This is a genomic window from Mesorhizobium sp. P160219 (assembly GCF_057786095.1).
Window position 1 is genome coordinate 4693192 of sequence record NZ_JBYNWG010000001.1, and the last position, 24318, is coordinate 4717509.

At 61.9% G+C, this 24318-nt stretch carries 27 protein-coding genes and 1 tRNA gene; 13 read left to right on the forward strand and 15 right to left on the reverse strand.

Going from position 1 to position 24318, the window contains the following annotated elements; all coding sequences use genetic code 11:
• Positions 1-41: 41 nt before the first annotated feature.
• Positions 42-410 (reverse strand): DUF6949 family protein, encoded by a 369-nt coding sequence (locus AC3EMP_RS22835; RefSeq protein ID WP_023710584.1) that lies wholly within the window; start codon positions 408-410, stop codon positions 42-44.
• A 110-nt stretch (positions 411-520) separates the two neighbouring features.
• Between AC3EMP_RS22835 and AC3EMP_RS22840 the strand changes: the two genes are divergently transcribed.
• Positions 521-1246 carry a hypothetical protein gene (locus AC3EMP_RS22840; protein WP_023710585.1) on the forward strand — a complete coding sequence of 242 codons (726 nt, stop codon included), beginning with the start codon at positions 521-523 and terminating at the stop codon, positions 1244-1246.
• A gap of 255 nt (positions 1247-1501) precedes the next feature.
• Here the strand turns inward: AC3EMP_RS22840 and AC3EMP_RS22845 are convergent, their stop codons facing one another.
• Both AC3EMP_RS22845 and cysE read right to left on the reverse strand, forming a co-directional pair.
• Positions 1502-1705, reverse strand: a complete 204-nt coding sequence (locus tag AC3EMP_RS22845; protein WP_006200852.1) for a DUF3126 family protein — start codon at positions 1703-1705, stop codon at positions 1502-1504.
• 255 nt (positions 1706-1960) lie between these two features.
• Positions 1961-2809, reverse strand: coding sequence for a serine O-acetyltransferase (cysE, locus tag AC3EMP_RS22850; RefSeq protein WP_023691209.1), 849 nt, complete (start codon positions 2807-2809; stop codon positions 1961-1963).
• A gap of 133 nt (positions 2810-2942) precedes the next feature.
• On the opposite strand from cysE, the gene AC3EMP_RS22855 reads away from it, so the two are divergent.
• On the forward strand, positions 2943-3557 hold the full coding sequence (locus AC3EMP_RS22855; protein WP_023681513.1) for an HD domain-containing protein: 615 nt from the start codon (positions 2943-2945) through the stop codon (positions 3555-3557).
• Here AC3EMP_RS22855 and AC3EMP_RS22860 read toward each other — a convergent pair.
• The 6 genes from AC3EMP_RS22860 to AC3EMP_RS22885 form a co-directional block, all read right to left on the reverse strand.
• Positions 3554-4054, reverse strand: coding sequence for a GNAT family N-acetyltransferase (locus tag AC3EMP_RS22860; protein WP_352596616.1), 501 nt, complete (start codon positions 4052-4054; stop codon positions 3554-3556). The two genes, AC3EMP_RS22855 and AC3EMP_RS22860, sit on opposite strands and share 4 nt — an antisense overlap.
• A gap of 39 nt (positions 4055-4093) precedes the next feature.
• On the reverse strand, positions 4094-4408 hold the full coding sequence (locus AC3EMP_RS22865; RefSeq protein ID WP_023822943.1) for a hypothetical protein: 315 nt from the start codon (positions 4406-4408) through the stop codon (positions 4094-4096).
• Between the two features lie 70 nt (positions 4409-4478).
• Positions 4479-4805 (reverse strand): hypothetical protein, encoded by a 327-nt coding sequence (locus tag AC3EMP_RS22870; protein ID WP_352596614.1) that lies wholly within the window; start codon positions 4803-4805, stop codon positions 4479-4481.
• Between the two features lie 101 nt (positions 4806-4906).
• Positions 4907-5674, reverse strand: coding sequence for an alpha/beta fold hydrolase (locus AC3EMP_RS22875; protein ID WP_023735354.1), 768 nt, complete (start codon positions 5672-5674; stop codon positions 4907-4909).
• Between the two features lie 10 nt (positions 5675-5684).
• Positions 5685-6257: a DUF192 domain-containing protein gene (locus tag AC3EMP_RS22880; protein WP_023691205.1), complete on the reverse strand. Its 573-nt coding sequence runs from the start codon at positions 6255-6257 to the stop codon at positions 5685-5687.
• 128 nt (positions 6258-6385) lie between these two features.
• Positions 6386-6982, reverse strand: coding sequence for a cold-shock protein (locus AC3EMP_RS22885; protein ID WP_352653775.1), 597 nt, complete (start codon positions 6980-6982; stop codon positions 6386-6388).
• A 334-nt stretch (positions 6983-7316) separates the two neighbouring features.
• Here AC3EMP_RS22885 and AC3EMP_RS22890 point away from each other — a divergent pair, with 334 nt between their 5' ends.
• Together AC3EMP_RS22890 and AC3EMP_RS22895 are read left to right on the forward strand one after the other, a co-directional pair.
• Positions 7317-7757 (forward strand): VOC family protein, encoded by a 441-nt coding sequence (locus AC3EMP_RS22890; RefSeq protein WP_023667513.1) that lies wholly within the window; start codon positions 7317-7319, stop codon positions 7755-7757.
• Positions 7758-7890: 133 nt separating this feature from the next.
• Positions 7891-8184: a DUF2218 domain-containing protein gene (locus tag AC3EMP_RS22895; protein WP_023735352.1), complete on the forward strand. Its 294-nt coding sequence runs from the start codon at positions 7891-7893 to the stop codon at positions 8182-8184.
• A 2-nt stretch (positions 8185-8186) separates the two neighbouring features.
• Here AC3EMP_RS22895 and AC3EMP_RS22900 read toward each other — a convergent pair whose 3' ends face one another.
• On the reverse strand, positions 8187-8774 hold the full coding sequence (locus tag AC3EMP_RS22900) for a DUF1697 domain-containing protein (protein ID WP_050591491.1): 588 nt from the start codon (positions 8772-8774) through the stop codon (positions 8187-8189).
• Positions 8771-10027, reverse strand: coding sequence for a threonine ammonia-lyase IlvA (gene ilvA, locus AC3EMP_RS22905; protein WP_023735350.1), 1257 nt, complete (start codon positions 10025-10027; stop codon positions 8771-8773). Before ilvA ends, AC3EMP_RS22900 begins: the two co-directional genes overlap by 4 nt.
• Before the next feature lie 124 nt (positions 10028-10151).
• On the opposite strand from ilvA, the gene AC3EMP_RS22910 reads away from it, so the two are divergent.
• From AC3EMP_RS22910 to AC3EMP_RS22920, 3 genes are all read left to right on the forward strand, one after another.
• Positions 10152-11555: an aminopeptidase P family N-terminal domain-containing protein gene (locus AC3EMP_RS22910; RefSeq protein WP_352670468.1), complete on the forward strand. Its 1404-nt coding sequence runs from the start codon at positions 10152-10154 to the stop codon at positions 11553-11555.
• 100 nt (positions 11556-11655) lie between these two features.
• Entirely contained in the window at positions 11656-12729 is a 1074-nt protein-coding gene (locus tag AC3EMP_RS22915; protein ID WP_023691199.1) for an alpha/beta hydrolase, read from the forward strand.
• A 133-nt stretch (positions 12730-12862) separates the two neighbouring features.
• A complete protein-coding gene (locus tag AC3EMP_RS22920; RefSeq protein ID WP_023734424.1) occupies positions 12863-14026 on the forward strand; it encodes an alpha/beta hydrolase in 1164 nt (387 codons plus the stop codon).
• A gap of 21 nt (positions 14027-14047) precedes the next feature.
• Here the strand turns inward: AC3EMP_RS22920 and ade are convergent, their stop codons facing one another.
• Positions 14048-15859, reverse strand: coding sequence for an adenine deaminase (ade, locus tag AC3EMP_RS22925; protein WP_352711415.1), 1812 nt, complete (start codon positions 15857-15859; stop codon positions 14048-14050).
• A gap of 247 nt (positions 15860-16106) precedes the next feature.
• On the opposite strand from ade, the gene AC3EMP_RS22930 reads away from it, so the two are divergent.
• The 5 genes from AC3EMP_RS22930 (at position 16107) to AC3EMP_RS22950 (ending at position 20095) form a co-directional block, all read left to right on the forward strand.
• Complete coding sequence (locus tag AC3EMP_RS22930; RefSeq protein ID WP_023702492.1) at positions 16107-16958, forward strand: alpha/beta fold hydrolase; 852 nt, start codon at positions 16107-16109, stop codon at positions 16956-16958.
• Positions 16959-17087: 129 nt separating this feature from the next.
• The gene (locus tag AC3EMP_RS22935; RefSeq protein WP_023702493.1) at positions 17088-17750 is read left to right on the forward strand and encodes an outer membrane protein; all 663 of its coding nucleotides are present in this window, start codon (positions 17088-17090) and stop codon (positions 17748-17750) included.
• 128 nt (positions 17751-17878) lie between these two features.
• Positions 17879-17964 (forward strand) — tRNA-Leu (locus AC3EMP_RS22940).
• 747 nt (positions 17965-18711) lie between these two features.
• Positions 18712-18903: a hypothetical protein gene (locus AC3EMP_RS22945; protein WP_023667524.1), complete on the forward strand. Its 192-nt coding sequence runs from the start codon at positions 18712-18714 to the stop codon at positions 18901-18903.
• Between the two features lie 943 nt (positions 18904-19846).
• Entirely contained in the window at positions 19847-20095 is a 249-nt protein-coding gene (locus AC3EMP_RS22950) for a hypothetical protein (RefSeq protein ID WP_023695401.1), read from the forward strand.
• On the opposite strand, the gene AC3EMP_RS22955 is transcribed toward AC3EMP_RS22950, so the two are convergent.
• Positions 20092-20955, reverse strand: a complete 864-nt coding sequence (locus AC3EMP_RS22955; RefSeq protein WP_023667527.1) for an ATP-dependent DNA ligase — start codon at positions 20953-20955, stop codon at positions 20092-20094. The genes AC3EMP_RS22950 and AC3EMP_RS22955 overlap by 4 nt on opposite strands.
• A 162-nt stretch (positions 20956-21117) precedes the next feature.
• Here AC3EMP_RS22955 and AC3EMP_RS22960 point away from each other — a divergent pair, with 162 nt between their 5' ends.
• On the forward strand, positions 21118-21261 hold the full coding sequence (locus AC3EMP_RS22960; protein ID WP_245259867.1) for a hypothetical protein: 144 nt from the start codon (positions 21118-21120) through the stop codon (positions 21259-21261).
• Between the two features lie 1286 nt (positions 21262-22547).
• Here AC3EMP_RS22960 and AC3EMP_RS22965 read toward each other — a convergent pair.
• Positions 22548-23519, reverse strand: coding sequence for an ATP-grasp fold amidoligase family protein (locus AC3EMP_RS22965; protein WP_488494680.1), 972 nt, complete (start codon positions 23517-23519; stop codon positions 22548-22550).
• A gap of 89 nt (positions 23520-23608) precedes the next feature.
• The gene (locus AC3EMP_RS22970; protein WP_023667531.1) at positions 23609-24187 is read right to left on the reverse strand and encodes an NUDIX domain-containing protein; all 579 of its coding nucleotides are present in this window, start codon (positions 24185-24187) and stop codon (positions 23609-23611) included.
• Between the last annotated feature and the right edge of the window lie 131 nt (positions 24188-24318).

A 24318-nucleotide genomic window follows, 5' to 3' on the forward strand; every position in this document is an offset into this window, starting at 1 on the left:
AATCCTGGGAAAACCGCGTAGCGGTTTCCCCAGCAATTGCCTCAAGGCAAATACCGCGCCAGCGATTCCACCAAAAGCTGAAGCGCACCAGGAGAGCCAATGCCCCAGGAGGCAATGGCGATCAGCACGATGCCCAGCGCCAGCGCCCAGGCGATCACCGTGCAGCCGCAGGACACCAGCATCAGCATCGAAATGCGGCCTTCGCGCCGCGCATCGAGCGCATCGTTGGCGAGCATGAACGGACCGGCGCAAGCGGTCGCGGCCAGCGAGCGCAGGATGTACGCCGGCGACACATAAGGCTCGGCAAAGGCAAGCCGGCGGCCCGCCGCCAGTTCCATCACGGACCCGGTAAGCCCGCAGGCAGTGAGGCCGACTGCAGAAGCGAAGAGAACGGGCAGCAGCAGGCTCATCTTTACCTTCCGTTTACCATGAGATCGCACAGTCGCGTCCAGCGCAGCAAGAGCCGTGCCACGGCATGTGTGCCGCCCAGGGACAGACGGCGGCGACTATGGGGATTGCGATGAAGCAGGCAGCGACCGCCGAAGAGTTCAACGTCGTCGATTCCGTGCTGATGAAGCGGGTGTTCTATGCCTTTGCCGCACTGGCGCTGCTGTCGCTGGCGATCAGCCTTGGCGGAAAATGGTTCGGCCGCTCGATCGCCATGGCCGGCTACACCGACGACTCCACGGTCCACCGGGTGGTGATCGGCAACAATGTCATTGCCGTGCCGGCCAACGCCATCCGCTTCCTACAGGCGCGGCGCGACGGCATCGCTTCGCGCCTCGACCTCTATCTGCGCTATCCCCAGATGGACGGTTACAGCGAAGCCGCACGCGACGATTTCAACCACACGGGCACGGCCAAAAACATCATCTTCCTGTCGTTCGAACCGCAGATGATGTCGCGCGACATGAGCGGCCGTTTCGCGCCGATCTACAGCGCGCTCATCAGCCAGCCCGGCGCGCCCGGCCCCGGCGGCACGACGATTTACGGTTTTACGGAAAAATCAGGCTATCTCAACGAGGTGCTCGCGGTCGCCGGCCGGCCCGGCAAGGACCCGTTCGTCGCCCGCTGCCTGAGCGGACCGAGCGCCGAGGAATCGCTGGCGCCCTGCGAGCGGGACATCCAGGTCGGCGACAGCCTCAGCCTGACCTACCGCTTTCCCCGGGAGTTGCTGGGCAACTGGCCGGCGCTTGACGCCGCTATCGTTGCCGAGGCCACGCGCGTCTTAAAGACCGCACGGTAGCGGCCCTCTGCTTTTGTCATACACGGGCGCGAAGCCGCGCGGACCCGAGGATCCGTTCCATGCCCTTAAGGCAGCGAAGCGGTGCAGAATTACTGTTGGGAAGCAGCAGAGGCAGTTCTGGACCGCCACATTCCTGAGCCGAGGCCCGGAATGTATCCCAGGGTCTCAGCGACGCCGCTCTGCGGCTGCTTCTCCCCGGGATGACGATGGCGCAGCTGGCTGCCGCCAATCGCCGAAGTCCGTAGCCGTCTGGGCTCAGGCCAGATCGATGTCGAGGATCGCCATCGAGAAATTATAGTCGCCGTCGTCCTCGTCCTTGAAGACGATGCCGAGGAACTCGTCGCCGACATAGACCTCGGCCGAATCTTCCTTGCGCGGCCGCGCCTTCACCTCGAGTTTGGGATTCTGGAAGACGCGCTTGAAATAGGCGTCCAGCTTTCTGATTTCGTCCGGCTTCAAAAGTCTTCTCCGATCGTCGGGCTTGCTCGTTGGAACGCGCTTCTGGCACGTCGACAATGGCGATGTAAAGGCAAGCCGGCTGGATAGAACGCGAACCCTGGGGCCGGATGATTTCAGGTCGAATCCAAATCCGCCTCTAAATCAAGGAGGTAGAGCATGATGTCGTCCGAAAACCGCCTCACACGTTTCGGCATCATGCTCCAGGGGCAACGGCGCCGGCAACCGGACTCAGTCCGGCACGCCGGGTGTTGCAAATCAGATGTCGAAGCTGACGACCTGATCCATCGACTGCGACGGCAAAAGCTGGTCCATCTGCCGCGAAGGCTGGTCGCAACCGGTCTCGCCGACGACGCGGGCCGGTACGCCGGCAACCGTCTTGTTGTGCGGCACCGGCGACAGCACGACCGAGCCTGCCGCGATCTTCGAGCAATGGCCGATCTCGATATTGCCGAGAATCTTGGCGCCGGCGCCGATCAGCACGCCGTAACGGATCTTGGGGTGACGGTCGCCGCCGGCTTTGCCGGTGCCGCCCAGCGTCACGCCATGCAGGATCGACACATCGTCCTCGATCACCGCCGTCTCGCCCACGACGAGGCCGGTGGCGTGGTCGATGAAGATGCCCTTGCCGATGCGGGCGGCCGGGTTGATGTCGGTCTGGAACACCGAGGACGAGCGGCTCTGCAGATAGAGCGCGAAATCCTTGCGGCCCTGATTCCACAGCCAATGTGCCAGCCTGTGCGTCTGGATGGCATGGAAACCCTTGAAATAGAGCACCGGCATGATGAAGCGGTCGCAGGCCGGATCGCGGTCGTAATAGGCCTGGATGTCGACACGCACGATCGACGACCATTCCTTGTCGTCGGCCAGCATCGACTTGAACGTCTGGCGGATGAGGTCGGAGCCGATGTCCTGATGCGCGAGCCGCTCGGCGAGCCGATGGATGACAGCTTCCTCCAGGCTCTCCTGGTTGAGGATGGTCGAATAGAGGAACGCCGCCAGAAGCGGGTCGCGGTTGACCGCTTCCATCGCCTCGTCGCGGACCGAACGCCAGATCGGATCGATCGGCTGGACCATTGTGGGGCGGGAAATGCTGATGCTGTTCATCGACGTCTTGTCCTGCGTCCTGGCCGCTTGCCTATTCTCCGGCGGCACATATAAGCCAGATCATAGCACGATTGAACTCAATTTTCCTTAGTGCTCGGTGAAATGGATTTGGTTCACGGAAATTCAAGCCGCCATGGAAAACGAACCCTTGATCGACGCTCCGCTGAAACGCGCGCTCTCCGCGCTCTATCAAGCTCCGGATCGCCACTATCACAACCTCGCCCATATAGAGGCGTTGCTGGCGCTGGCGGACGAATATCGAGCATCGCTGCATGATTCCGGCGCCGTCGAAGCCGCAATCTGGTTCCATGACGCCATCTATGACAGCCGCGCCAAGGACAACGAGGCCAGGAGTGCGGCACTTGCGCAGGACAAACTTGCCGCCCGCACCGATCCGGAGCGCCTCGGCCGCATAGCGGCGATGATCGTCGCCACCGCCACGCATGAACTGCCCAGCCTTCAACCACGGTGCCTTGCCGATGAGAACGCCCTCCGCGACGCAGCGCTTTTCCTCGACATGGACCTGGCGATCCTGGGTGCGTCAGCCGACGCTTTCGACGCCTATGAACAAGCGGTCCGCCGCGAATATGGCTGGGTCGAGGAGCCGATGTGGCGCGCCGGTCGCGGCGCGATTCTCAAGACTTTCCTCGCGCGCCAGCATATTTTTCACACGCAGGAATTCCGCCAGAGGTTCGAGCCCCAGGCCAGGCAAAACCTGGCGCGGTCTCTAGAAACGCTCAAATCCTAATCCGGAAATGTCTCCATGCGCTGGGCATAGGCTTTGAAACCGGCGCGCCGGTAAACCGCTTGCGCGCCAGGGTGATCGAAGGTGTCGGTATGAAGCCAGATCCTTTGCGGCGCCCGCGACCAGATGGCGCGAAGCGCCTGGTCGAGCAGGAACGGGCCGAGCCTGCGACCCTGGAAGGCGGGAACCAGCCCGAAATGAACCAGCTCGACCTCAGGCTGGCCGACGCCGTTGAATTCGCACAGACCAGCGGCCTCGCCCTCGACGCGCAGCACATGGATATGTGTCGAGGGCAGCGCCAGCAGGCGCTCGAGGTCTTCCGCCGGCATGCGCAGCCGCTGGTCCCACTGCACCGGCTCGCCGACAGCGCGGTAGAGGTCGATGTAAGCGGCGCAGTCCAGCCTTTCCGGCGCCACCGTGGTCGCTGCTGCAGGGCTGACGCGTGCAGGCGCCAAATCGCGCGGGCGCATCTCCATGTAGGTGACGAGAAGATCAACCAAAGCGGCACCGCCTCCGGCTGCAAGCCAGACGAAGATCGATCACCTGAAGGCGCCAACGGACTTGGTGGCCGCCCAAACAAAGAACAGGCCGATCACCAACGACAGCCCGTTGAGGAGGATACCCACGATGCCGAGGACATGATTGTCGTTTGAACGTCCCAGTGCCATCAAGCCAAAAACCACGCCGGTGATGTGCGCCAGCGGCGCCGCAACGAGAAACACCACCAGAAAAACCCCGCCGAGGACGTTTTGAGCGGCCAGCGACGCCTCGCCTGGCATCAACGCCAGCGTGACCACCGCCGCAAAATCCATTGCGAACGCCAGCAGGGCCAGGATCACCGAGCGTTTGCCCAAGCTGCTCCGCCCCACCACGCCGGGCATTGCTATCGTGCTTCTTCCCCATCCGGCCATTACTCGTCCCCGATCAGGTGAAAGCGCCTATCGTCGATGCCATTGCCACAAGCAGCAGGAAGCCAACCGCCAGGGAGCCGCCGTTGAGCAGGATGCCGACGACCCCAAGCACGCGGCTATCGTTCGAACGCACCAGCGCCATCAGCCCGAAAATCAATCCGGCAATATGCGCGAACGGCCCTGCCAGCAGGAAAACCGCCATGAAGAAACCCGTGGCGATGTTCTGGGCACGCTCGGATGCGTGGGTCGGCAGCGCCACCATTGTGGTCAGCGCTATCACACCGGCACCGAAGGCGAGCAGCGCCAGGATGACGGAACGCTTGCCGAACTTGCTTGTCACGACGGGGCCCGGCAGAGCGTCGGCGCTTCTTCCCCATTGTGCCATTGTTTGCCACCCCTCGCCGGCCGCCCAATCCATATCGCCCGAAAATCGCTTACCGGTTAAAGCGGATTTTCGGCATAAAACTCCAAAACCCGCTGCTTGAAGGTCTTGTCGCCCACCGCCAGCATATGGTCACGGCCGTCGATGTGAAATGACTTGGCATTCGGCATCAGCGCGGCGAGCTCGTCGGGCGAGCCGCCGATATCGTCTGTCGTCCCGACCGCAATCAGCGTCGGTTGGGCGATGCGCGTCATGTCGTGTTCGCTGAGCAGTTCGCGCGACGTGGCGATGCAGGCAGCCAATGCCCGGCGGTCGCTGCGCGTCTGATCGGCAAAGGCGCGAAAGGAGCGACCGCGCGGATGGCTGGTGGCGGCCGGATCGTCGGCCAGCAGCGCCTCGGCGATCGGATCCCAGTCGCCGACGCCGTCGACCATGCCGATGCCGAGGCCGCCGAAGACCAGCGTCGCCACCTTGTCGGGATCGGACAGCGCCAGGAACGCCGCGATGCGCGCGCCCATCGAATAGCCCATGACATGCGCGCGGCCGATGCCGAGATGGTCGAGCAGGGCCGCCGCGTCCGAAGCCATTTTGGCCGGGGTGTAGTCGGCCTCGTCATAGCTTTTCGACGACGAGCCGTGGCCGCGATTGTCGAAGGCGATGGCGCGATAGCCGGCATCGTTCAGCGTCTTGAACCAGCCGGGCGATACCCAGTTGACATAGTGGCTGGAGGCAAAGCCGTGGATCATCAGCACCGGATCGCCCGCCCCCGACGCCGGCCGGCGGTCGAGGAAGGCGAAGTCGAACCCGTCATGGGAGAAGAATTGCATCGGGAGCGGCTCAGCCGGCGCCGGGCGTGGGCGCGTTGCCCTTGTCCGATGGCGGCATGCCGGGGCCGGACACAGTGCCGACGGCCGGATGGCGCAGCAGATCGCCATGGTCGATGCCGTTTTTGGCGGCGGTGCCGGCCTTGAGCTCCAGCACGAAGCGCACTGGCACACCCGGCGAGATGACTGCATCGGACAATGGAGTGCCGTGCTTGACGGCCCGGACCTTGCCGTCCTGTCCAACAAAGATCAGGTCGAGCGGCATCGGCGTGTTGTGCATCCAGAAGCCGACCTGCTTCTGCATCTCGAAGACGAACAGCATGCCATGATTGTCGGCCATATCCTGGCGATACATCAGGCCGGCCTCGCGTTCCGAGTCGGTGTCGGCGACTTCGATCGAAAAGGATTTATCGCCGCCTTTCGTCGCCACGACCAAGGGTGTCGGATCGACGGGAAGGATCATCGCCTGACCGCCGGCGATCGTCTGCTGGGATGCGGTCGGCTGCCCGGAATAGAAGTAAGCGCCTGCGGCTACCGCAACGATGACGCAGAGCGCGCCCGCTGTCAGCCAGTTCCTGTACGCCATTGGAAATCCTCGACCAAAGACCATGATCCCTAAAAGTGGTCTCAGGTATTCGGATAAGATCGTGGTGAAACCAAGAAAAAGAGCCGTCCTGAATTGGTCGACTGGAGTTCATCGTAAGGGCTCGCGTCCTAATGCGCGACCGGCAAGGTGCCCATATCGGGGTGAATCTCGGCAGCCATGAGGCCCTTGTCACCGCGTCCGAAACGCACCAGCACGACCTGTCCGGGCCTGAGCTCGGTGATGCCATAGCGGCGCAGCGTCTCCATATGGACGAAGATATCCTCGGTGCCCTCGCCGCGCGTCAGAAAGCCGAAGCCCTTGGTGCGGTTGAACCACTTGACCAGCGCCCGCTCGAGCCCGCTTTCCGGCGTCACCGCCACATGGGTGCGCTGTTCCTGCATCTCGGCCGGATGGATCGCCGTAGTGGTGTCCATGGACAGCACCCGGAACGCCTGCAAACCACGGTCGCCGTGCTTGACAAGGCACACGACACGCGCGCCCTCCAATGCAGTCTGAAAACCGTCCTTTCGAAGGCAGGTGACATGGAGGAGGATGTCGCCCGAAGAACCGTCATCGGGTAGTATGAAACCGTAGCCCTTGGCCACGTCGAACCATTTGATGGCGCCGGCGATTTCGACAAGGTCGGCGCTATCGCCGCCACTGTCGCGCTTCAGGGCGTCGTCAAGGTTCTCATCCCGCCTCGTGAAAGAGGCCTTATCCCCCATAAGAACGCCCCCTTTTTTCAAGAAAACCGCAAGTGATTCTTGACATTAGATTAACACCGCCGCTTCCGGGGTGTGCAAGACCTGCCGTGCCTTTTTTCACGGTTGAATACAGGAATAGCTGACTTGTTGTTTGCCGGCGTCGCTGCCGACAGCAATGACGATCCATCAAGGCGGTCAACCGGTCGGCAATTTGCAAGGGATTTCGCCGAAATCGGCAACCACTTGTGTCCGGCGCTTTGTCAAACCGGTGACCACTTTCAGTCCGATGCTCGTTGCCCTTCGGCGGGGTGGACCTTATGTTGCCTCGCAACCCAAACATCCCCGAGGAAATCCCATGCGCTACCTCCACACAATGGTCCGTGTCGCCGACGTCGATGTCTCGCTCGATTTCTACTGCAACAAGCTCGGCCTTAAGGAAGTGCGCCGCTACGAAAACGAGCAGGGCCGATTCACGCTGATCTTCCTCGCCGCCTCCGAGGATGTAGAAAGCGGCATCACTGAGAAGGCGCCGCTGATCGAACTGACCTACAATTGGGATCCGGAGGAGTACAAGGGCGGCCGCAATTTCGGCCATCTCGCCTATGAGGTCGACGACATCTACGCCACCTGCCAGCATCTGATGGACAATGGCGTCATCATCAACCGGCCGCCGCGCGACGGCAACATGGCCTTCGTCAAGTCGCCGGACGGCATCTCCTTCGAACTGCTGCAGAAGGGCCCGGCCAAGCCCAAGGCCGAGCCGTGGGCATCGATGCCGAACACCGGCACCTGGTAGCGATCACGCCATCTTGAGCGAGGCGGCCGCGCCGACAAGCCGGCCGCCTTTGCCATTTCGAGCAACGGCACCTATTTACCTGCCTGTCGCGCCAGCCAAACAAAGCCAGTGCCTCATCCAGGAGAATTCATTTATGCCGACCAGCCGTGCCGATGTCTCCACCGCATATGCCAGCCGCTATTTGCAGCAGTTGTGCAAGCACTGGGCGCACAAATTTCCCGTCGAGTTCGATCTGAACCACGGCACCATCGATCTGTCGCTCGGCCGCACGGTTCTCGATGCCGATGCGGCAGCGCTGCATATCACGGTGTCGACGGATGAAAGCGGATCGCTGGAGCGCATGGAGAGCGTCGTTGCCGATCACATCAAGCGCTTTGCCTTCCGCGAGGAGCTGACTTTCGAGTGGAAGCAGGCACCGGCGGCATAGCGTTATTTTGCACCGGCTTTGCCGGCCATCTCCAGCAGCGCCAGCACCGACCGCCAGTTGCGCGCGGTGCCCGGCACTTTCAGCATGCGCGGGATCAGCCCGGCGAACACCGATTTGCCGAGCCCGTCCGGCGCCTTGAGGTAAAGCACGTCGCCCTTGACCTCAAAGCTTTCCGGGCCGGTGCATTTTTCGGCAAGCTTGGCGATCTCGTCCGCCGTCGGCTGGCGCTCCAGCGTGTAGGCGTGCAGCTTGGTCGGATCGCCGGCGACTTCCGGATACGGATTCTCCTTCACCAACCGTTCGAACCAGGAGAGATCGCGCACCATGATGCGCGAATGAAAGCCCCATTTCTTCTCGAAAGCGGCTTCGATCTGTTTCGTCAGCGTGGCGGCGTCGCCCTTCCTGGCCCGGAACACGACATTGCCGCTCTGTACATAGCTGGCGACGTCCGAGAAACCGAACTCTTCGAAAAACGCTCGCAACTCCGCCATCTTGACGATGCGGTTGCCGCCGACGTTGATGCCGGAAAACAGCGCGACGAAGACCACCCTTCGCTCTTCGAGCTTCGGGTGGCAGGCTGTACCGCTCATATGATGAACCCGGCCAGGGTCTCGTTGTCGGTGATGTCCTGATAGTGCACGCCCTCGGCCTCGAAATTTGCCCTCAGCAGATCGAAGTTACGCCGGTCCCTGGTTTCGATGCCGATTAGCACAGAGCCGAAATTGCGTGCCGATTTCTTCAGATATTCGAAGCGGGCGATATCATCGTCGGGACCGAGCAGTTCGAGGAAGTCGCGCAGCGCGCCCGGCCGCTGCGGAAAGCGGATGATGAAGTATTTCTTCAGCCCCTCGAAGCGCAGCGCCCGCTCCTTCACGTCGGGCAGCCGCTCGAAATCGAAATTGCCGCCCGACACCACCGCGACGATGGTCTTGCCGCGGATTTCCTTGCGCGAAAAATCCTTCAACGCGTCGATCGCCAAGGCACCGGCCGGCTCCAGCACCACACCTTCGATGTTGAGCATCTCGATCATGGTGGCGCAGAGCCGGTTCTCAGGGATCAGCCGCACCGCCTGAGCGGCGAACTCCTTGAGGTGGCGCAACGGCTCGCGGCCGATCTCGGCCACCGCCGCGCCGTCGACGAAATTGTCGACATTGGCGAGCCGGACGCGCTTGCCGCTGGCGAGGCTCTGATGCAGGCTCGGCGCACCGGCCGGTTCGCAAAAGACGTAGCGCGCGTCACGTTGCTGATCGGCGAAATAGTGCGTCACCCCCGCGGCCAGGCCACCGCCGCCGACCGGCAGCATGATGATGTCGGGCATGCGCGCGCCTGGCATCTGGTCGGCGATCTCATAGGCGACCGTCGCCTGCCCCTCGATAATATCCTTGTGGTCGAAGGGCGGCACCATATGCGCGCCGGAACTTTCGGTGAATTCGAAGGCGGCGCGGTAGCAGTCGTCGAAGAAGTCGCCGACCAGCCTGATCTCGACGAAATCGCCGCCGAACAGCCGCGTCTTGTCGATCTTTTGCTGCGGCGTCGTCACCGGCATGAAGACCACGCCCTTCTTGCCGAAATGGCGGCAGACGAAGGCAAAGCCCTGCGCATGGTTGCCGGCCGAGGCGCAGACGAACAGCTCGGCCTCGTTGCCGGCGGCAAGCGCCTTGCGGAAAAAGTTGAAGGCGCCGCGGATCTTGTAGGAGCGCACCGGCGAAAGATCCTCGCGCTTCAACAGCACCCGAGCCCCCGTCTTCTTCGACAGATAGTCGTTTTCCTGCAGCGGCGTTTCGGGAAAGATCTCGCGGATCGCGGCTGCGGCGGTGGCGACACGGGAGGAGAAACTGTTCATGGCGCCGTCACCTCTGGATCGAATGGTTCGAAGGCGAAGCCTATTGCACAATTCGCCGTTTGCAGCCACCGATGCGGCGCGGCCGCTTTGACGCGCCAGCAGGAAATCCATTGGAGCCATCTTCATGCCTGTTTCGGCTGTCGCCCTGAAGACCGTAGACCTTCCTGAATTCGGCGAGCCAACAGTGATGCCGCTAGTTCAGCGGCGGACCTACGAAGCACGCATCGAGGCTCTGCTGGCGCGCGGCGCCAAGGCCGGGCTCGACGCCTTTGCCGTCTATGGCGACCGCGAGCACGCGGCCAATGTCGCCTATCTCAGTGGTTACGATCCGCGTTTCGAGGAGACGTTGCTGGTCATCGTCCCCGGCAGCCAGTCAAAGCTTCTCGTCGGCAATGAGGGCTGGGGCTATGCCGAAATCTGCGACGGGCCTTACGAGCGCGTCCTCTACCAGACCTTCTCGCTGCCGGCGCAGCCACGCGACCGCTCGGCCTCTCTATCCGACACGCTTGCCGCCTGCGGCCTGAAGGCCGGCCAGAAGATCGGCGCCATCGGCTGGAAGCCGTTCGGCCCCGGCGATGGCGGCTTTGGCGAGACGACGCTCGACCTGCCTTCCTTCATCGCCGATACGCTGCGCACACTGGCCGGCGACAGAGGCGCGGTGGTCAACGCCGCCAACCTGTTGATGAACCCATCCGACGGCCTACGCGCCATCAACGAGGCAGACCAATTGGCGTCCTTCGAATTCGCCGCGACTTTTTCCTCGCAGGGCCTGCGCAATGTGCTTGGGGGTATCGAGCCCGGCATGAGCGAATTGCGGGCCGCGCGGCTGATGGGGATCAACGGCCTGCCCCTGTGCTGCCACCCGATGCTGTCCGCCGGCAGGCGTGCGCCCTACGGCTTGCCTAGCCCGCGCCTCGACATCATCAAGCGCGGCGATCCTGTCACCATGGCCTATGGCATCCAGGGCTCGCTCAACGCCCGCGCCGGCTTCCTGGTCGAGAGCGCGGCCGAACTGCCGCGCGAGATAAGCGACTATGTCGAACAGCTGGTAGCGCCCTATTTCGCCGCCGTCGTCGACTGGTACGAGACCATCGGCATCGGCGTTGCCGGCGGAGCGCTGTGGAAAGCCGTGCATGACCGCATAGGCGACCCGTTCTTCGGCGTCTCGCTCAATCCCGGCCATCTCGTCCATATCGATGAATGGATGCATTCGCCGGTGTTTTCGGGCTCGGACATCAAGCTGCAATCGGGCATGGCGCTGCAGGTCGACATCATTCCGGCGACCGGAACCAGCTATTTCACCACCAACATCGAAGACGGTATCGCGCTTGCCGATGAGGCGTTGCGCGAGGAGATCGCGGCCCGTTATCCCGAGGCATGGCGCCGCATCGAGGCGCGCCGCGCCTTCATGGGCGATGTGCTCGGCATCAGGCTCAAGCCCGAGGTATTGCCCTTCTCCAACATCCCTGCGTTCCTGCCGCCATTCTGGCTTTCGCGCAACAGTGCGATGACCGTGGCTCGACGCTGACCACATTTCGGCTGGACACGACTTACTTCTGCCGCACTCTCACTGTCCGGGAGGTGCCGCGGGGGTATATGGGCCTTTTGGCCGGAGTGGAATTTTTGACGTGCGTTTGAAGACGATTTGCATTCTTGCACTTGCCCTGTTGATCGCCGGCTGCGGCGGCCGCAAAACCGAGGAACTGCTCGGCAGCGCCGTCATGTCCACGCCGGTGACCGAAATCTCGGGCAATCACTCGATCTTCATTGCCACCACACGCAAGAAATCCGACGATCCCAACAAAGTTTTCGACGGCGAACGCTCGGCGACGCTGAACTACGCCCGCGTCACCGTCACCGTTCCCGGCGTCCACCAGACCGGCCAGATCGAGCGCCGCTCGCGCGGCAAGTCGAACGACCCGGCGAAATACTTCATGGCTTCCGAGGTCGTCGGCTACGATGCGCAGCCTCAATTCTCAAGCGCGCTCAACGCCGACATCGCCGCGCGCGGCGGCCGCGTCATGGTCTTCGTGCATGGCTACAACACCGGCTTCGACGACGCGGTCTACCGCCTGACCCAGATCGTCCACGATTCCGGCTATCCCGGCACGCCGGTGCTGTTTTCCTGGGCATCGGGCGCCAGAACCACCGACTATGTCTATGACAAGGAAAGCGCCAGCGCCGCCCGCGATCAGCTGGAGGTGACATTGCGCATGCTGCAGCAGTCCGGCGCGCGGCGCATCGACATCGTCGCCCATTCGCTCGGAACCTGGGTGACCATGGAAACGCTGCGCCAGATGGCCATCACCGGCGACCGCGATCTCGGCGGCAAGCTCGGCGATGTCGTGCTGGCTTCTCCCGACATCGACGTCGACGTCTTCAAGAGCCAGATGCGCCGCTACGGCAAGCCGGACAAGCCGTTCATCCTGCTGCTCTCCGACGACGACCGGGCGCTGCGGCTCTCAGGCCTGATCGCCGGCTCGCGGCCACGCGTCGGCGACTACAAGGATGCCGCCGACCTCGCCGCTTATGGCGTCACCGTGGTCGACCTTTCCAAGGTCAAGGGAGGCGACAGCTTCAACCACACCAAGTTCGCCGACAATCCCGAACTGGTGAAGATGATCGGCCAGCGGCTGCGCGAGGATGATGGCTTTGCCAGCGACCAGACGGTGACCGACCGTATCAGCGCGCTCGGACAATAAGGCTGTCGCCTTGCGGCGACCGTCGCCGCGTGAGGTCGCGAATGCCGCTCGGCCCGATCACTTTCAACTGGACCGGGCCGGTCTCTGCCTCTACGACATTGAAATCGGCGCCAATGCGCCAGCGGGAGCCCGCGTGAACGAGCGTTGGAAGACTGTCCTGGTCCTTGCGTTCGCGCTCGCTGCCGCCGGCTGCGCCGGCCCCAACACCCATGACCTGTTGAACAAGACGACGGTTTCGGTGCCTGCCTCCGACATCGCGGCCACCCACGAAATCTTCGTCGCCACCACCCGCAAGCAGGCGACCAAGGACCCACGCCAGGTGTTCGATGGCGATCGCTCGCTGACCACCAGCTACGCCCGCGTCGACGTCACCGTGCCGAAGGTCCACCAGGTCGGCGCCATCGAGCGCGCCAAGGGCTCGGCAAATTCGAACCCGGCCAAGCAATTCACCGCCACCGACGTCGTCCACTATGGCGACGCCTCGCAATTCGCCAAGGCCGTCGGTGCCAACATCACCATGAATGGCGATCGCGCGCTGGTCTTCGTCCACGGCTTCAACAACGGCTTCGACGACGGGGTCTACCGGCTGACGCAGATCGCCCACGACACCGAATATCCCGGCACGCCGATCCTGTTTTCGTGGGCTTCGAGCGGCAAGACCACGGGCTATATCTACGACAAGGACAGCGCCAACGCCGCGCGCGACGACCTCGAGGCGACGCTCAGGATGCTCGCCAAGACAAAGGTCAAGAGCATCGACATCATCGCGCATTCGATGGGAACCTGGGTGACGATGGAAGCGCTGCGCCAGCTCGCCATCACCGGCGACCGCGATCTCGACGGCAAGCTCGGCCGTGTCGTCCTGGCATCGCCCGATATCGATGTCGACGTCTTCAAGAAGCAGATGATCCGCTACGGCAAGCCCGACAGGCCGTTCGTCATCCTGCTTTCCGCCGACGACCGTGCTCTGAGACTGTCCAGCCTGCTATCCGGCGACAAGCCGCGCGTCGGCGACTACGGCAACGCCGCCGACATTGCCAGTTACGGCGTCGTTGTGGCCGACCTCAGCCAGATCAAGGGCGGCGACCGCCTGAACCACGCCAAATTCGCCGACAACCCGTTCCTTGTGCAATTGCTCGGCGACCGTCTGCGCGCTCCAGCCGGCCTGGCATCGGACGAACCCACGCAGGGCCAGATCGACAATCTCGGCCGAGGCCTCGGCAAGGCAGTCGGATCCGTCGCCGAGATCATCATCACCACGCCATTCAAGGTGCTGACCATCGCCACCGGCGGATGAGAGCCAAGCAGCGGGCTGATCTCAGATAAAAAGATCGACCTTCTGGAACGTCGTCACGTCGATCAGGCCGACATCGGAAATCCTGAGCTCCGGAATGACGACCAGCGCCAGCAGCGAGTGCTGCATGTAGGCGTTGTTGAGCGAGCAGCCCATCTTGCGCATTGCTTCGGTGAGTTTCTCGGCCTTGGCCGCCACGATTTCGGCGCGCTCGTCCGACATCAGCCCGGCGATCGGCATTTCGACAAGCGCCAGTTCCTTGCCCTTTGAAAACAGCACCACGCCGCCACCGACCTCGCCCAGGCGGTTGACGGCCAGCGCCATGTCTTCCTTGTTGGTGCCGACGCAGATGATGTGGTGGGCATCATGTGCGACGCTCGACGCAATGGCGCAGTCGCCCATATAGCCGAAGCCTGAGACGAAGGCATTGGTGACGCCGCCGGTGCCGCGGTGGCGCTCGACCAGCGCGATCTGGCAGATGTCGTTGCGGCGGTCCATGGCGACCAGCCCGTCCTCGACCGGCAGGTCGGCCTCCAGCGCCCGCGTCGGCGCCTGGTTTTCGATCACGCCGATGACCCGCACCCGCACCTCGTTGGCGCCCTTGGGCGCCGCAATGTCGAAGTCGCCTGGCTTCAGCTTCTTGCCGAGCTTGACGGTGTTCTTCGCCGATTTGGGGTAATCATAGGCCGGGATGTCGATCTCGAGCTTGCCGCCCTTGGCCAGCCTGATACCGCGGCCATAGACCTCGTCGATGGTCATGGCGGCGAGATCGGCGACGATCAGCAGATCGGCCAGCCGTCCCGGCGCGATCGAGCCGATCTCGCGCTCCAGCTTGAAATGCTGGGCGGTATTCAGCGTCGCCATCTGGATCGCCGTCACCGGCTTCAATCCCTGTTGGATGGCGTGGCGCACCACCCGGTCCATATGGCCTTCATGCACCAGCGTGCCGGAATGGCTGTCGTCGGTGCACAGGATGAAGTTGCGCGGGTCGAGCCCGCTCTCGGTCACCGCCTTGATCTGCGAGGCAACATCGTACCAGGCCGAGCCCAGCCGCAGCATTGCCTTCATGCCCTGGCGCACGCGGGCGATCGCGTCCTCGGCGCGCGTGCCTTCATGGTCGTCCTCCGGCCCGCCGGCGACATAGCCATGGAACGGCAGGCCGAGATCGCCTGACGCATAGTGGCCGCCGACCGTCTTGCCCGCTCGCACCGTGGCGGCTATCTCGCCCGACATCACCGGATCGTTGGCCACGACACCGGGAAAATTCATCACTTCGCCGAGCCCGATGATGTTTTCCCAGGTCATCGCTTCCGCGACATCGGCGACCGTCAGTTCGGCCCCGGCATGCTCCAGCCCCGGCGCGGACGGCACGCAGGACGGCATCTGGACATGGACGTTGATCGGCATGGCGACGGCCTCGTCATGCATCAGCCGCACGCCGGGCAGACCCAGCACATTGGCGATCTCGTGCGGATCGATGAACATCGAGGTGGTGCCGTGCGGGATGACGGCGCGGCAGAACTCGGTCACCGTCACCATGCCGCTCTCGACATGCATGTGCGCGTCGCACAGGCCGGGCACGAGATAGCGACCGCCGGCGTCGACCACCTTGGTGCCCTGGCCGATGGCATGGCTGGCATTCGGCCCGCAATAGGCGAAGCGGCCGCCTGATATGGCGATGTCGGTGCCGGCTATGATTTCGCCGGAGTGCACGTTCACCCAGCGGCCGTTGCGAATGACGAGATCGGCAGGCTTGCGCCCCGTCGCGACGTCGACCAGATGCGTCGCCATCTCGGTCCAGGGCTTGGGTTTCGTCGCCGACGGCTGCTTGGCCATGAAAAACTCCTGTTTGCCAGACTGTGCCAAGCCGGCAAGGTTTTGGCCAGCGATCACGGACGAAATCCGCTCGATGATCGGCGGATGCGCTGCACCCGTTCACACCGGCGAGCGTCACGGCGGTCATTCAGTTTGGCTTGTGCCGGCACTTATGCTACTATTCTGCCGACGGTGCTGATTTGCGCCGACGACCCGCCGCGAGGCGGGTTTTTGTTGTGATGAGGCCGAAACCTCCTGAGGTGAAGTCATGACCCGGTTCCTGAAAGCACTCGCCTTCGTCACCCTGTTCCTGATCTCGGCCGGCTTTGCATCCGCCGAGGAACGTTGGCAGACCTTGCCCGAACCGGCGGCCATGCCCAAGCCTGAACAGAGCGGATATGCGCCGGTCAACGGCATTCAGATGTACTACGCCGTTTTCGGCGCCGGTGATCCGATTCTCCTGATCCATGGCGGCCTTGGCCATGGCGACATCTGGGCAAGCCAGGTGGCGACCATGTCCAAGACGCATAAGGTTATTATCGCCGACAGCCGCGGCCATGGCCGCTCTACCCGCACCGAGCAGCCTTACGGCTATGACCTCATGGCGTCGGACTATCTTGCGCTGCTCGACTATCTCAAGATCGACAAGACCGCTCTTGTCGGCTGGAGCGACGGCGGCATTATCGGCATCGACATCGCGCTGCATCATCCGGAGCGGCTGACAAGGCTCTTTGCGCAGGCCGCCAACGTCACCACCGATGGCGTCGATCCGGGTGTGCTGACCAACAAGACCTTTGCCGCCTATATCGACCGCTCGGGACGCGACTACAAGAAACTGTCGAAGACTCCCGACCAGTACGATGCCTTCGTGGCGCAGATCAGCCACATGTGGGAGTCGGAGCCGGCCTGGACCAAGGAACAGCTCGGCAAGATAACCACGCCGACTGCGATCGTTGCCGGCGACCATGACGAGGCGATCAAGCGCGAACACACCGAATACATGGCCTCCGTCATTCCGGGCGCCAAGCTCATCATCCTGCCCAACGCCAGCCATTTCGCCATGCTGCAGGCGCCGGACGAATATAGCAAGGCGGCGCTGGACTTCATCGACGCCAAATAGCGCCCCCCAAGATAGAGCACCCAGCGCAGCAACGGGTGCTTCCGATTGTTGAACAATGGGTTCCGTTTTGCGGCGAATAGGATTACCTTCCGGCAAGGCGCCTTCTGAACAGCCTTTTCGGAGAACTCGATGCGGTGTCTGACGATTGCCAGTGCCGGATTTCTGATCGCTCTGGCCGCGCCGGCATTCGCCGCCGACCCGATGGCGGTGCCGATGACCGAACCAGGCTTCGACTGGACCGGCTACTATGCCGGCCTGCAGGCCGGCTACGGCTGGGGCCAGTCCGACATATCAGTGACGGAAGGCGCGCCGTTTTCCATCTCGCCCGATATTGACGGCGGTTTCGTCGGGGGCCATGTCGCCGGCCTGTGGCAGTTCGATCAGGCGGTGCTCGGCGCCGAGGCGGAGCTCAATTATTCCGCCGTCGACGGTACGGCGGTATCAGGCCTTGGAAGCACATTCCGCACGGACATCAAGTGGTTCGGATCTGTAAACGCCAAAGCGGGCTTCGCCATGGACCGCGTGCTGGTCTACGGCGTCGGCGGCGTCGCCTTTGCCGGCATCGAAACGTCGCAAGTCGCGGGCGCGTCGTTCGCCGGCACACGCACGAATATCGGCTGGACCTTGGGCGCCGGCGTTGACTATGCGCTGACCGACAAATTCATCGTCGGCGCGCAATATCGCTATTACGATTTCGGCTCCGAGCACTATGACGTGGCGGAACCCTTCAACGATCGCGATCAGGATGTGAAGCTGAACGCGGTCGGTATCAATCTCAGCTACAAATTCTGAGCCTTCTCGGCGACTGAGATTTTGGCAACAACCAACTGTTTTGCCATCACGAACCACCTTTCATGAGTCCGACACTCGGCAAAAGATGGCTTGACGGGTTTTCGCTGGCGTCTGAAAAGGGCTGGCCTGCGGACGTGGCGGAATTGGTAGACGCAAGGGACTTAAAATCCCTCGATCTCTGATCGTACGGGTTCGATTCCCGTCGTCCGCACCATTTGAAATGCTTAGGATTTGTTCTGTAAGAACTCACTGGCTACCATAGAAAAGGCTGACGCGGGTAGCAACTGAAGAGGTTTAACACTCTTGCTGGAATACCTGCTGCAACACTCCTGTCGGTAGCGACCGACCGCGCGGGCCAGGTCAAGGCACTCCCTTAGGAGCCGGCTGGGGCCGCAGCGGCCTTAACCCGGTGGGCATGCTCCGTCGCGATTTTAAGAAGAGTTGCGGCCGTTTCCTGTGGCGTCCAACCTTGCGCTTCTGACGCAGTCACCAAGGCCGCAAACGCGGCTTCTAATGCGACTTCACAGTTCACCCCACGGTCTGGGCTATCCTCTGGCAATATCGGGGGTTCGACGGATTGGGACATGGTGACTTCTTTCAAAGGGGAAAACCCGCCGCCCCAGCCTTTTGCCACTTGAAAATTTCAGCAAAGGATCATTCCAGCTATCAGCAGCGTGATTAGAACTGACAACGGCACGGCCAGAAGACCGACCAACTCAACATTTCTTGTGTTTTGTCGCTTGTCCATCTTCGTCGCCCGCATGTCGTTGGCTTTGGCATCTTGCCGTCAACGTGCAGCTGTTGGAACCAACCACAAGTGCCGCTGATCGGAGATTCAGTCGGTGCTGCATATTAGCAACACATTGTGGAACGATCGGGCGGCATCAGCCAATTGCTTTTGAATGCGCTTGCACTTGCTTCGTACGATTCCGTACAGTTTCCCCCATAGGGGAGGCGGCCGATGGACCATGACGAGGAAGGCTACAGCATTGACGCCTTCGATTTCGATGTGGTGTGCGAGACCTTCAGGAGATCCGTTCGGGAGTTGAACCTGGCTGAAGAGCATTGGGTAGACCACGCGAAGGCGCTGCTACGGGAATTCACCGACAGCGCACCTGATGACGACATGATTAGCCGGATCGTCGGGCGCTAGTGGCCTATACAGCGGTAGTTGGTTAGAATCGTACCCCGGTCCTGCCACGGAAACCTTTTCCAAGGTTTGCCGCGTCATAGAGGCATCACAGAAGCTCCTGGAACAGATTGCCCAGCGCGGAGGGCCCTATAACGAAAAAGCTCGCCACCGTGAGGCAGCGGGCAGTTTTGGGAGAAACAGAAATGGGAACAATGGACCCCCGAATTGCCAACGGGCCATCGCCAATGCCGTCAGAGAGCCCTGCCTGGACGTGTGGCGTCCTGTCCGGCCCTCGCCATTGATTTCGTCGGCAAGCTTGTCTTTGGCCTCGTGATAGGTCTTGAAGTTGGCATGGGGATGGCAATCGCCGGCTGCCAAGGAGGCCGGCCGCTGGCCGACCCATCAGTTAGGCGTCCGTAGCCAGAGCGTTATAAAGCAGCAAACACGCCAGGATAGGAACGGCGCTGCCTAGCAGCTGGTCTGCCGTGAGGCCGGAAAAATAGACAAGATGAAACGTCACCATCGCTCTACCAATCACGGTTCGGAACACTGCCGAATTAACCGTTGGCCGACGCTAATGTTCCGCTCTGGACTCACTACCGCTTTGGAAGAATCCTGCATCAGCGCCCCGCCGACCTTGATCTCAACGTCCGTGCCACAAGGCTTTCCTTCGTTCGCATGGTTCGCAGAGATTAGCACGATCGCATACTCTCATCTCATCCGGCGTCGTCTCCCTCACAAAGCAGCGCCGGTAAGGCTCGGCGACCTTCTTGTTTGTCCGTGTGCCAAAGGAGGTCGCCGGGCCTGCCGTTGCTCATCTTTGCTGGTGGTTGCTCCTGATGCTGCGCTTGGCGCCGTCGCCCTACTGCTACCTGCGGGGTAAGGCCGGCGAGCCCTCTTGTCAGGCAGTCCGGCATGTAGGATTATAGTCCTCGTTGCGGCGACCCCTCAATGGAGAGCGCCAATGGCCAGAACCAAACCTTCGGAACAACTTTCCCGGGCTGAAATCGAGCGCTTCCTGGCGGCAGCCGAAGCGCTGCACAAGAGCATCGTCGGGCCGCTCCTGGCGTACCACGGCGAGCACTACCAAGCTCTACGTAAGGTCCATGGACCCCTGTTGAAGTCGATCGAGACCATCACCGGCCAGAGGGCGAAGTTCATCCAGTGGAACGGGACAGGACCGGCACAGCCCCGGGACAAGCCTCCGGGCTAAGTCTCCTCCCGGAAATCCAGCAGCTTGGCATGGCGAAGCTTCTCCTCGCCCTTTAGGAACCGCACGCGGCCGACCAGGCCCGGCTTTAGCCATTCGGCCTTGTCACTCTTGAGCCCTTTCGGCGCCGGCCCGCCAATCTTGCCTTGCACGCGGTCCCATAGGCGCTGGCGCTTGTCCGCCTTGAAGGTGACGAAGGCGCCGCCGGCATAGTGGCCTTTGTCGGCCATCAGCACCATGGCAGGCTTGCCGGCCTCGCGCTGCACGCCGATGATGTCCATCTCCTTTTCGGCATAGCACTTGATCTTGCGCCAGTTCGTCGTCGGACCCGACCGATACTTGCTGCCCTTCCGCTTTGAAACGATACCTTCAAGCCCAGCCTGGTCGACCAGATGAAAGACGGCGTCGCCAGTGCCCGGCATCGCTTCGCTGAACTGAATTCGGCCGCCGTCCGGGATCAACGCCCGGAGTATCTCGCGACGGTCTTCCACCGGCGTGTTCCGCAAGTCATGCCCGTTCAGGTGCAAGAGGTCGAATGCTAGCAGATACAGATCGCGCGAAGGCTTGCGGCTGGTCGCGGCTGATTGATGCGCATGGAAGTCGGATAGGCCAGCCTCATTGATCGTAATGGTCTCGCCGTCGATGATGAAGTCTTTCGCCTCGATCGCTTCCGCCTCACCGGCAAGTTGGATGTAGCGGCCCGTCCAATCATAACCGTTCTTGGTGATCAGCCGAATCCCGTCATCATCCTTGATGACCTGGGTGCGGTAGCCATCGAATTTGATCTCATGAATCCAATCATCGCCCATCGGCGGCGTGTCGACCAGTTCGGGTTCCATGGGCTTGATGAATTTCAGACGCATGCACTGACTCGCAGAACTGCGACTTCAATTAGCAATTGCTAAATTAGTTCCGGAACATTTTAGACGAATTGGATGTTTGAAGGGCTATGAAGATCGAAGCCGACCAATGCCGGGCAGCGCTGACGCTCATCCGGCGCACAATGGAAGAACTGTCCTCCTGGCGTGCTGCCGAGCGAAGAGATGGTCAATGGGCTCTATGGTCCGGAACTGATCCATGAGGCGGAAGCCATTGCCGCCGGCATCGTCGCAACCATTGACCAGCTGCAATTGCCCGTGATGAAACCGCCGTCCCCTAGTATCAAATAGAGACCGACACAGGGAAGGTCGCTTGGCCGCGCGATCGTGGGCTCGCAACGACCGGCGAGGCGATGCCGGCCTCACCAAGGGTTACAGCCCCTCGACCAGCAGCGAAGGCGGCTCGCGGCAGTGCAACGCCCGAAGTGTTTCGAGACGACGATGTCCACCGAGCGTAGCCAGCGCGCGTTGTGCTGCACAAGGACCGAGGCAGCGGCACGGCCGCCCGGGCTACTCCAAAGGCGGCTCTTCGCTCTGTGGAGCCAAAACGGTGATATCCATCCTGGCGATTGTCGATGCGGCGCGCCCCTGGGCGCCAGAAACCGTGTCGCCACTTTCTGCCGCCATTGCCTTGGCGCGATGTCCTACGCTGTCTGCGCTTTTGCCTGGCGCAAATCCTTCGCCCGGTTCTGTCTTTGCGGGTTTCGGTCGAGTTTCAGCTGCCTGCCGATGTTGGTTTCCAATCGCCGAGACCATTGATACCTCCCCTTGATGAGGCCGCGACTGTACCTGTCAAGGCTGTAGCGAGGCTGATCACTTAAGTGGTCGGGTTGCGCCCGCTCGTAGTGGCCCTCCGATCACTGGGCTCTCGATGCCTTGGCGCTCGCGGACGTCTGGTCGGGTGGGAAGTTCAAACTCAGCCGCCCTTTGCGGCACCGGTTTCGCCCGACAACTAGGAACGATTTCGGCCGCCATGTGTTACGCAATCATGAATCTCGCGGATCCCGGATCAACAATGGCAACCGATCTTTTCACGATGCAACTCGCTGATGCTCAGCAGCGCATCAAACAGACCGAGTTCGCGCTGGTACTCAGCGAGAAAATGGTGGCTGAGAACCTCGCTTTATCCAGCAGGATACGATCGGCGAGGCGCCGAGTCCTGAAGACCGGAGGGCCTCTGGCGACAGTCGACTCAACAAGCTGAAAGAGTTCTTCAAATGATCTCGACCCAGTCCGGACGTGGGAGAGCTTGCCGGTAACCTTAGCGGTAATCGGCCGAGTCGCAGCAGGAAGCGCGCTGAAAACTTGCTCCATGAAGACTGCGGCGTCGCTATGAATCTCGCCTTTGTGTTGCCGAATCCGATCTGCGCAAAGGCGCGTGGTCGAGACCAGGCAGCGGCTCACGAAGATTGATCCCAGCAGGGCAAATTGACCGCTACGGCTCAGTTGAGGCAGCACTTCGAAATCACGGCTATTGACCTGCTGAGCTATCAGTTTCCCTCGATCTCTAATCGTATGGGTTCTCCGCACCATCCTTCGCTCTTCGAGCTTCGGGGTGGCAGGCCACCCAGTAGCCGTCAAACGTCGAGATAGCCGGCGGCGACCAGCGTTGCCTTATATCGCCGGGCAAATCGGCTGGGCAAACGACTGAGGTAAGCTGACGCGCCAATATCCCAATGCGCGCCCAGTTCGCGGTCGAAGGCAGCCGGGTCGAATTGCAGCAAGCCGCTGCGTGGGTAGACCGTGAATTCTCCGAAGATCGGCTCCCCCTCCTCCTCGTAGAAATCGACACGCACCATGTCGAACTCGCTGCCGAGCGCCTCGGCTGCCTCGATCATCCGCGCCAGGCTCTTGGGAGGGGGAATTTCCAGGCTCGAGTTGATCGCGCCCTGGACGATGTTCAGCGGGCGCCAATCGCGATCCAGGTGGGCGGTATTCTTGACCGTGGAACGGAAGGCGACGACGACGATGTAGGCGACGCGGCCAGCCAGCACACAGAATTTGTAGTCGACCGGGTCATAGCCCTGGTCCTTGCCCACAAGTGCTTCGACGAAAACCCGCCGCTCTATGTGCGCATAGCTGCGCTCCAGCTTCCGGGCGCCATAGGTTTGGCCAAGGTATTCCGTCATCTCGGCAATGATCGCCTCCCGGTCGGCGTTGGCCGGATCGCGAACGATGACATTCATGGCGCAACCGTGGTTGCATTTGACGGCGTAGGGGATTTTCAGGTCATCGAAGGGGATCTGGCGCGGATCGTCGCCCTGCCACAGCACCTCAGGGATGGCGAGCCCGGGAAGCCGCTCCCTGACGATTTCCTTGGACTTGAGCTTGTCGAGAAGACCGGTAAAGCGAGGATCGTCATCGAAAATCTTGCGCCAGTGGATCTTTTCCGTGAACGTCACCGGGGCTGCAAAATTCGGCAGATGCCGCATCCGCTCAAGGAAACGCTGGGTCAACCGGCGGTAGCGGACAAGCAGCGCGGCGTTCAGCAACAGGAGAGATGCCCGCGCGCTGTTTCGCTTCAGCCATGCCTTTGCGCCACGCGCCATTCCGCTGTCCTTGCAACCTGCGCAACTTCATCCGCGAAGTGGACGTGCCACCCTGCCCGCAGCAGTGAGGCACGTCGAGCTTCGCCGAGCTAGCCCTTCATCGGGTACAGTTTCAAATGCTGGATCAGGATGATCGTCTTGGCATCGATGATGCGGCCGTCTGAAATGCCGGCCAGCGCTTCATCAAGAGGCATTTCCAGAACCTCGATGTCCTCGCCCTCGTCGGCCGCGCCGCCGCCGGCCGAGATGCGGTCGGCGGGTGAATAGCGCGCCACAAAGAACCACAGCCGTTCGGTGACGCTGCCTGGGCTCATATAGGGGGAAAACAGCCGCTCGATGTTCTGTAGGCGATAGCCGAGCTCTTCCTCGGCCTCCTTGAGGATGGCGGTTTCGGGATCGTTTTTGTCGAGCAGGCCGGCGCAGGCCTCGATCAGCGGTTCGCGGTGGCCGGTGACGTAGGCGGGGTAGCGGAACTGCCGCACCAGAAGCACCGTCTGACGCTCGGGATCGAAAGGCAGGATCACCGCGCCGTCGCCACGGTCGTAGGTCTGGCGAATCTGCGTCTCCCACTGCCCGTCGCGCCGGCGATAATCGAGGACGGTCTTCTTCAGAACCGCCCAGTCGTCGGACAGGACTTCCTCCGAGCGGATGCGGATACGATCTTCCATGATGAGCTCCAAGCTGTCGGCGCCATGGCGTAACCGCGAACGGTTTTGCGCGCAACCGAAACGGCGAAGCTTTCACCGCCTCGTGTCTGGTGCCGGCAACTGCCATCGCCTAAATAGCTGCAGTCCCTCTC

Bases quoted from the DNA above. Each gene is read 5' to 3' on its own strand.
- AC3EMP_RS22945 (WP_023667524.1), top strand. From the start codon at position 18,712: ATGGACCATGACGAGGAAGGCTACAGCATTGACGCCTTCGATTTCGAT.
- ilvA (WP_023735350.1), bottom strand. From the start codon at position 10,027: ATGAACAGTTTCTCCTCCCGTGTCGCCACCGCCGCAGCCGCGATCCGC.
- AC3EMP_RS22950 (WP_023695401.1), top strand. From the start codon at position 19,847: ATGGCCAGAACCAAACCTTCGGAACAACTTTCCCGGGCTGAAATCGAG.
- AC3EMP_RS22930 (WP_023702492.1), top strand. From the start codon at position 16,107: ATGACCCGGTTCCTGAAAGCACTCGCCTTCGTCACCCTGTTCCTGATC.
- AC3EMP_RS22840 (WP_023710585.1), top strand. From the start codon at position 521: ATGAAGCAGGCAGCGACCGCCGAAGAGTTCAACGTCGTCGATTCCGTG.
- AC3EMP_RS22885 (WP_352653775.1), bottom strand. From the start codon at position 6,982: ATGGGGGATAAGGCCTCTTTCACGAGGCGGGATGAGAACCTTGACGAC.
- AC3EMP_RS22910 (WP_352670468.1), top strand. From the start codon at position 10,152: ATGCCTGTTTCGGCTGTCGCCCTGAAGACCGTAGACCTTCCTGAATTC.
- AC3EMP_RS22875 (WP_023735354.1), bottom strand. From the start codon at position 5,674: ATGCAATTCTTCTCCCATGACGGGTTCGACTTCGCCTTCCTCGACCGC.
- AC3EMP_RS22855 (WP_023681513.1), top strand. From the start codon at position 2,943: ATGGAAAACGAACCCTTGATCGACGCTCCGCTGAAACGCGCGCTCTCC.
- AC3EMP_RS22935 (WP_023702493.1), top strand. From the start codon at position 17,088: ATGCGGTGTCTGACGATTGCCAGTGCCGGATTTCTGATCGCTCTGGCC.
- AC3EMP_RS22970 (WP_023667531.1), bottom strand. From the start codon at position 24,187: ATGGAAGATCGTATCCGCATCCGCTCGGAGGAAGTCCTGTCCGACGAC.
- AC3EMP_RS22955 (WP_023667527.1), bottom strand. From the start codon at position 20,955: ATGCGTCTGAAATTCATCAAGCCCATGGAACCCGAACTGGTCGACACG.
- AC3EMP_RS22895 (WP_023735352.1), top strand. From the start codon at position 7,891: ATGCCGACCAGCCGTGCCGATGTCTCCACCGCATATGCCAGCCGCTAT.
- AC3EMP_RS22890 (WP_023667513.1), top strand. From the start codon at position 7,317: ATGCGCTACCTCCACACAATGGTCCGTGTCGCCGACGTCGATGTCTCG.
- AC3EMP_RS22965 (WP_488494680.1), bottom strand. From the start codon at position 23,519: ATGGCGCGTGGCGCAAAGGCATGGCTGAAGCGAAACAGCGCGCGGGCA.
- AC3EMP_RS22835 (WP_023710584.1), bottom strand. From the start codon at position 410: ATGAGCCTGCTGCTGCCCGTTCTCTTCGCTTCTGCAGTCGGCCTCACT.
- cysE (WP_023691209.1), bottom strand. From the start codon at position 2,809: ATGAACAGCATCAGCATTTCCCGCCCCACAATGGTCCAGCCGATCGAT.
- AC3EMP_RS22900 (WP_050591491.1), bottom strand. From the start codon at position 8,774: ATGAGCGGTACAGCCTGCCACCCGAAGCTCGAAGAGCGAAGGGTGGTC.
- ade (WP_352711415.1), bottom strand. From the start codon at position 15,859: ATGGCCAAGCAGCCGTCGGCGACGAAACCCAAGCCCTGGACCGAGATG.
- AC3EMP_RS22880 (WP_023691205.1), bottom strand. From the start codon at position 6,257: ATGGCGTACAGGAACTGGCTGACAGCGGGCGCGCTCTGCGTCATCGTT.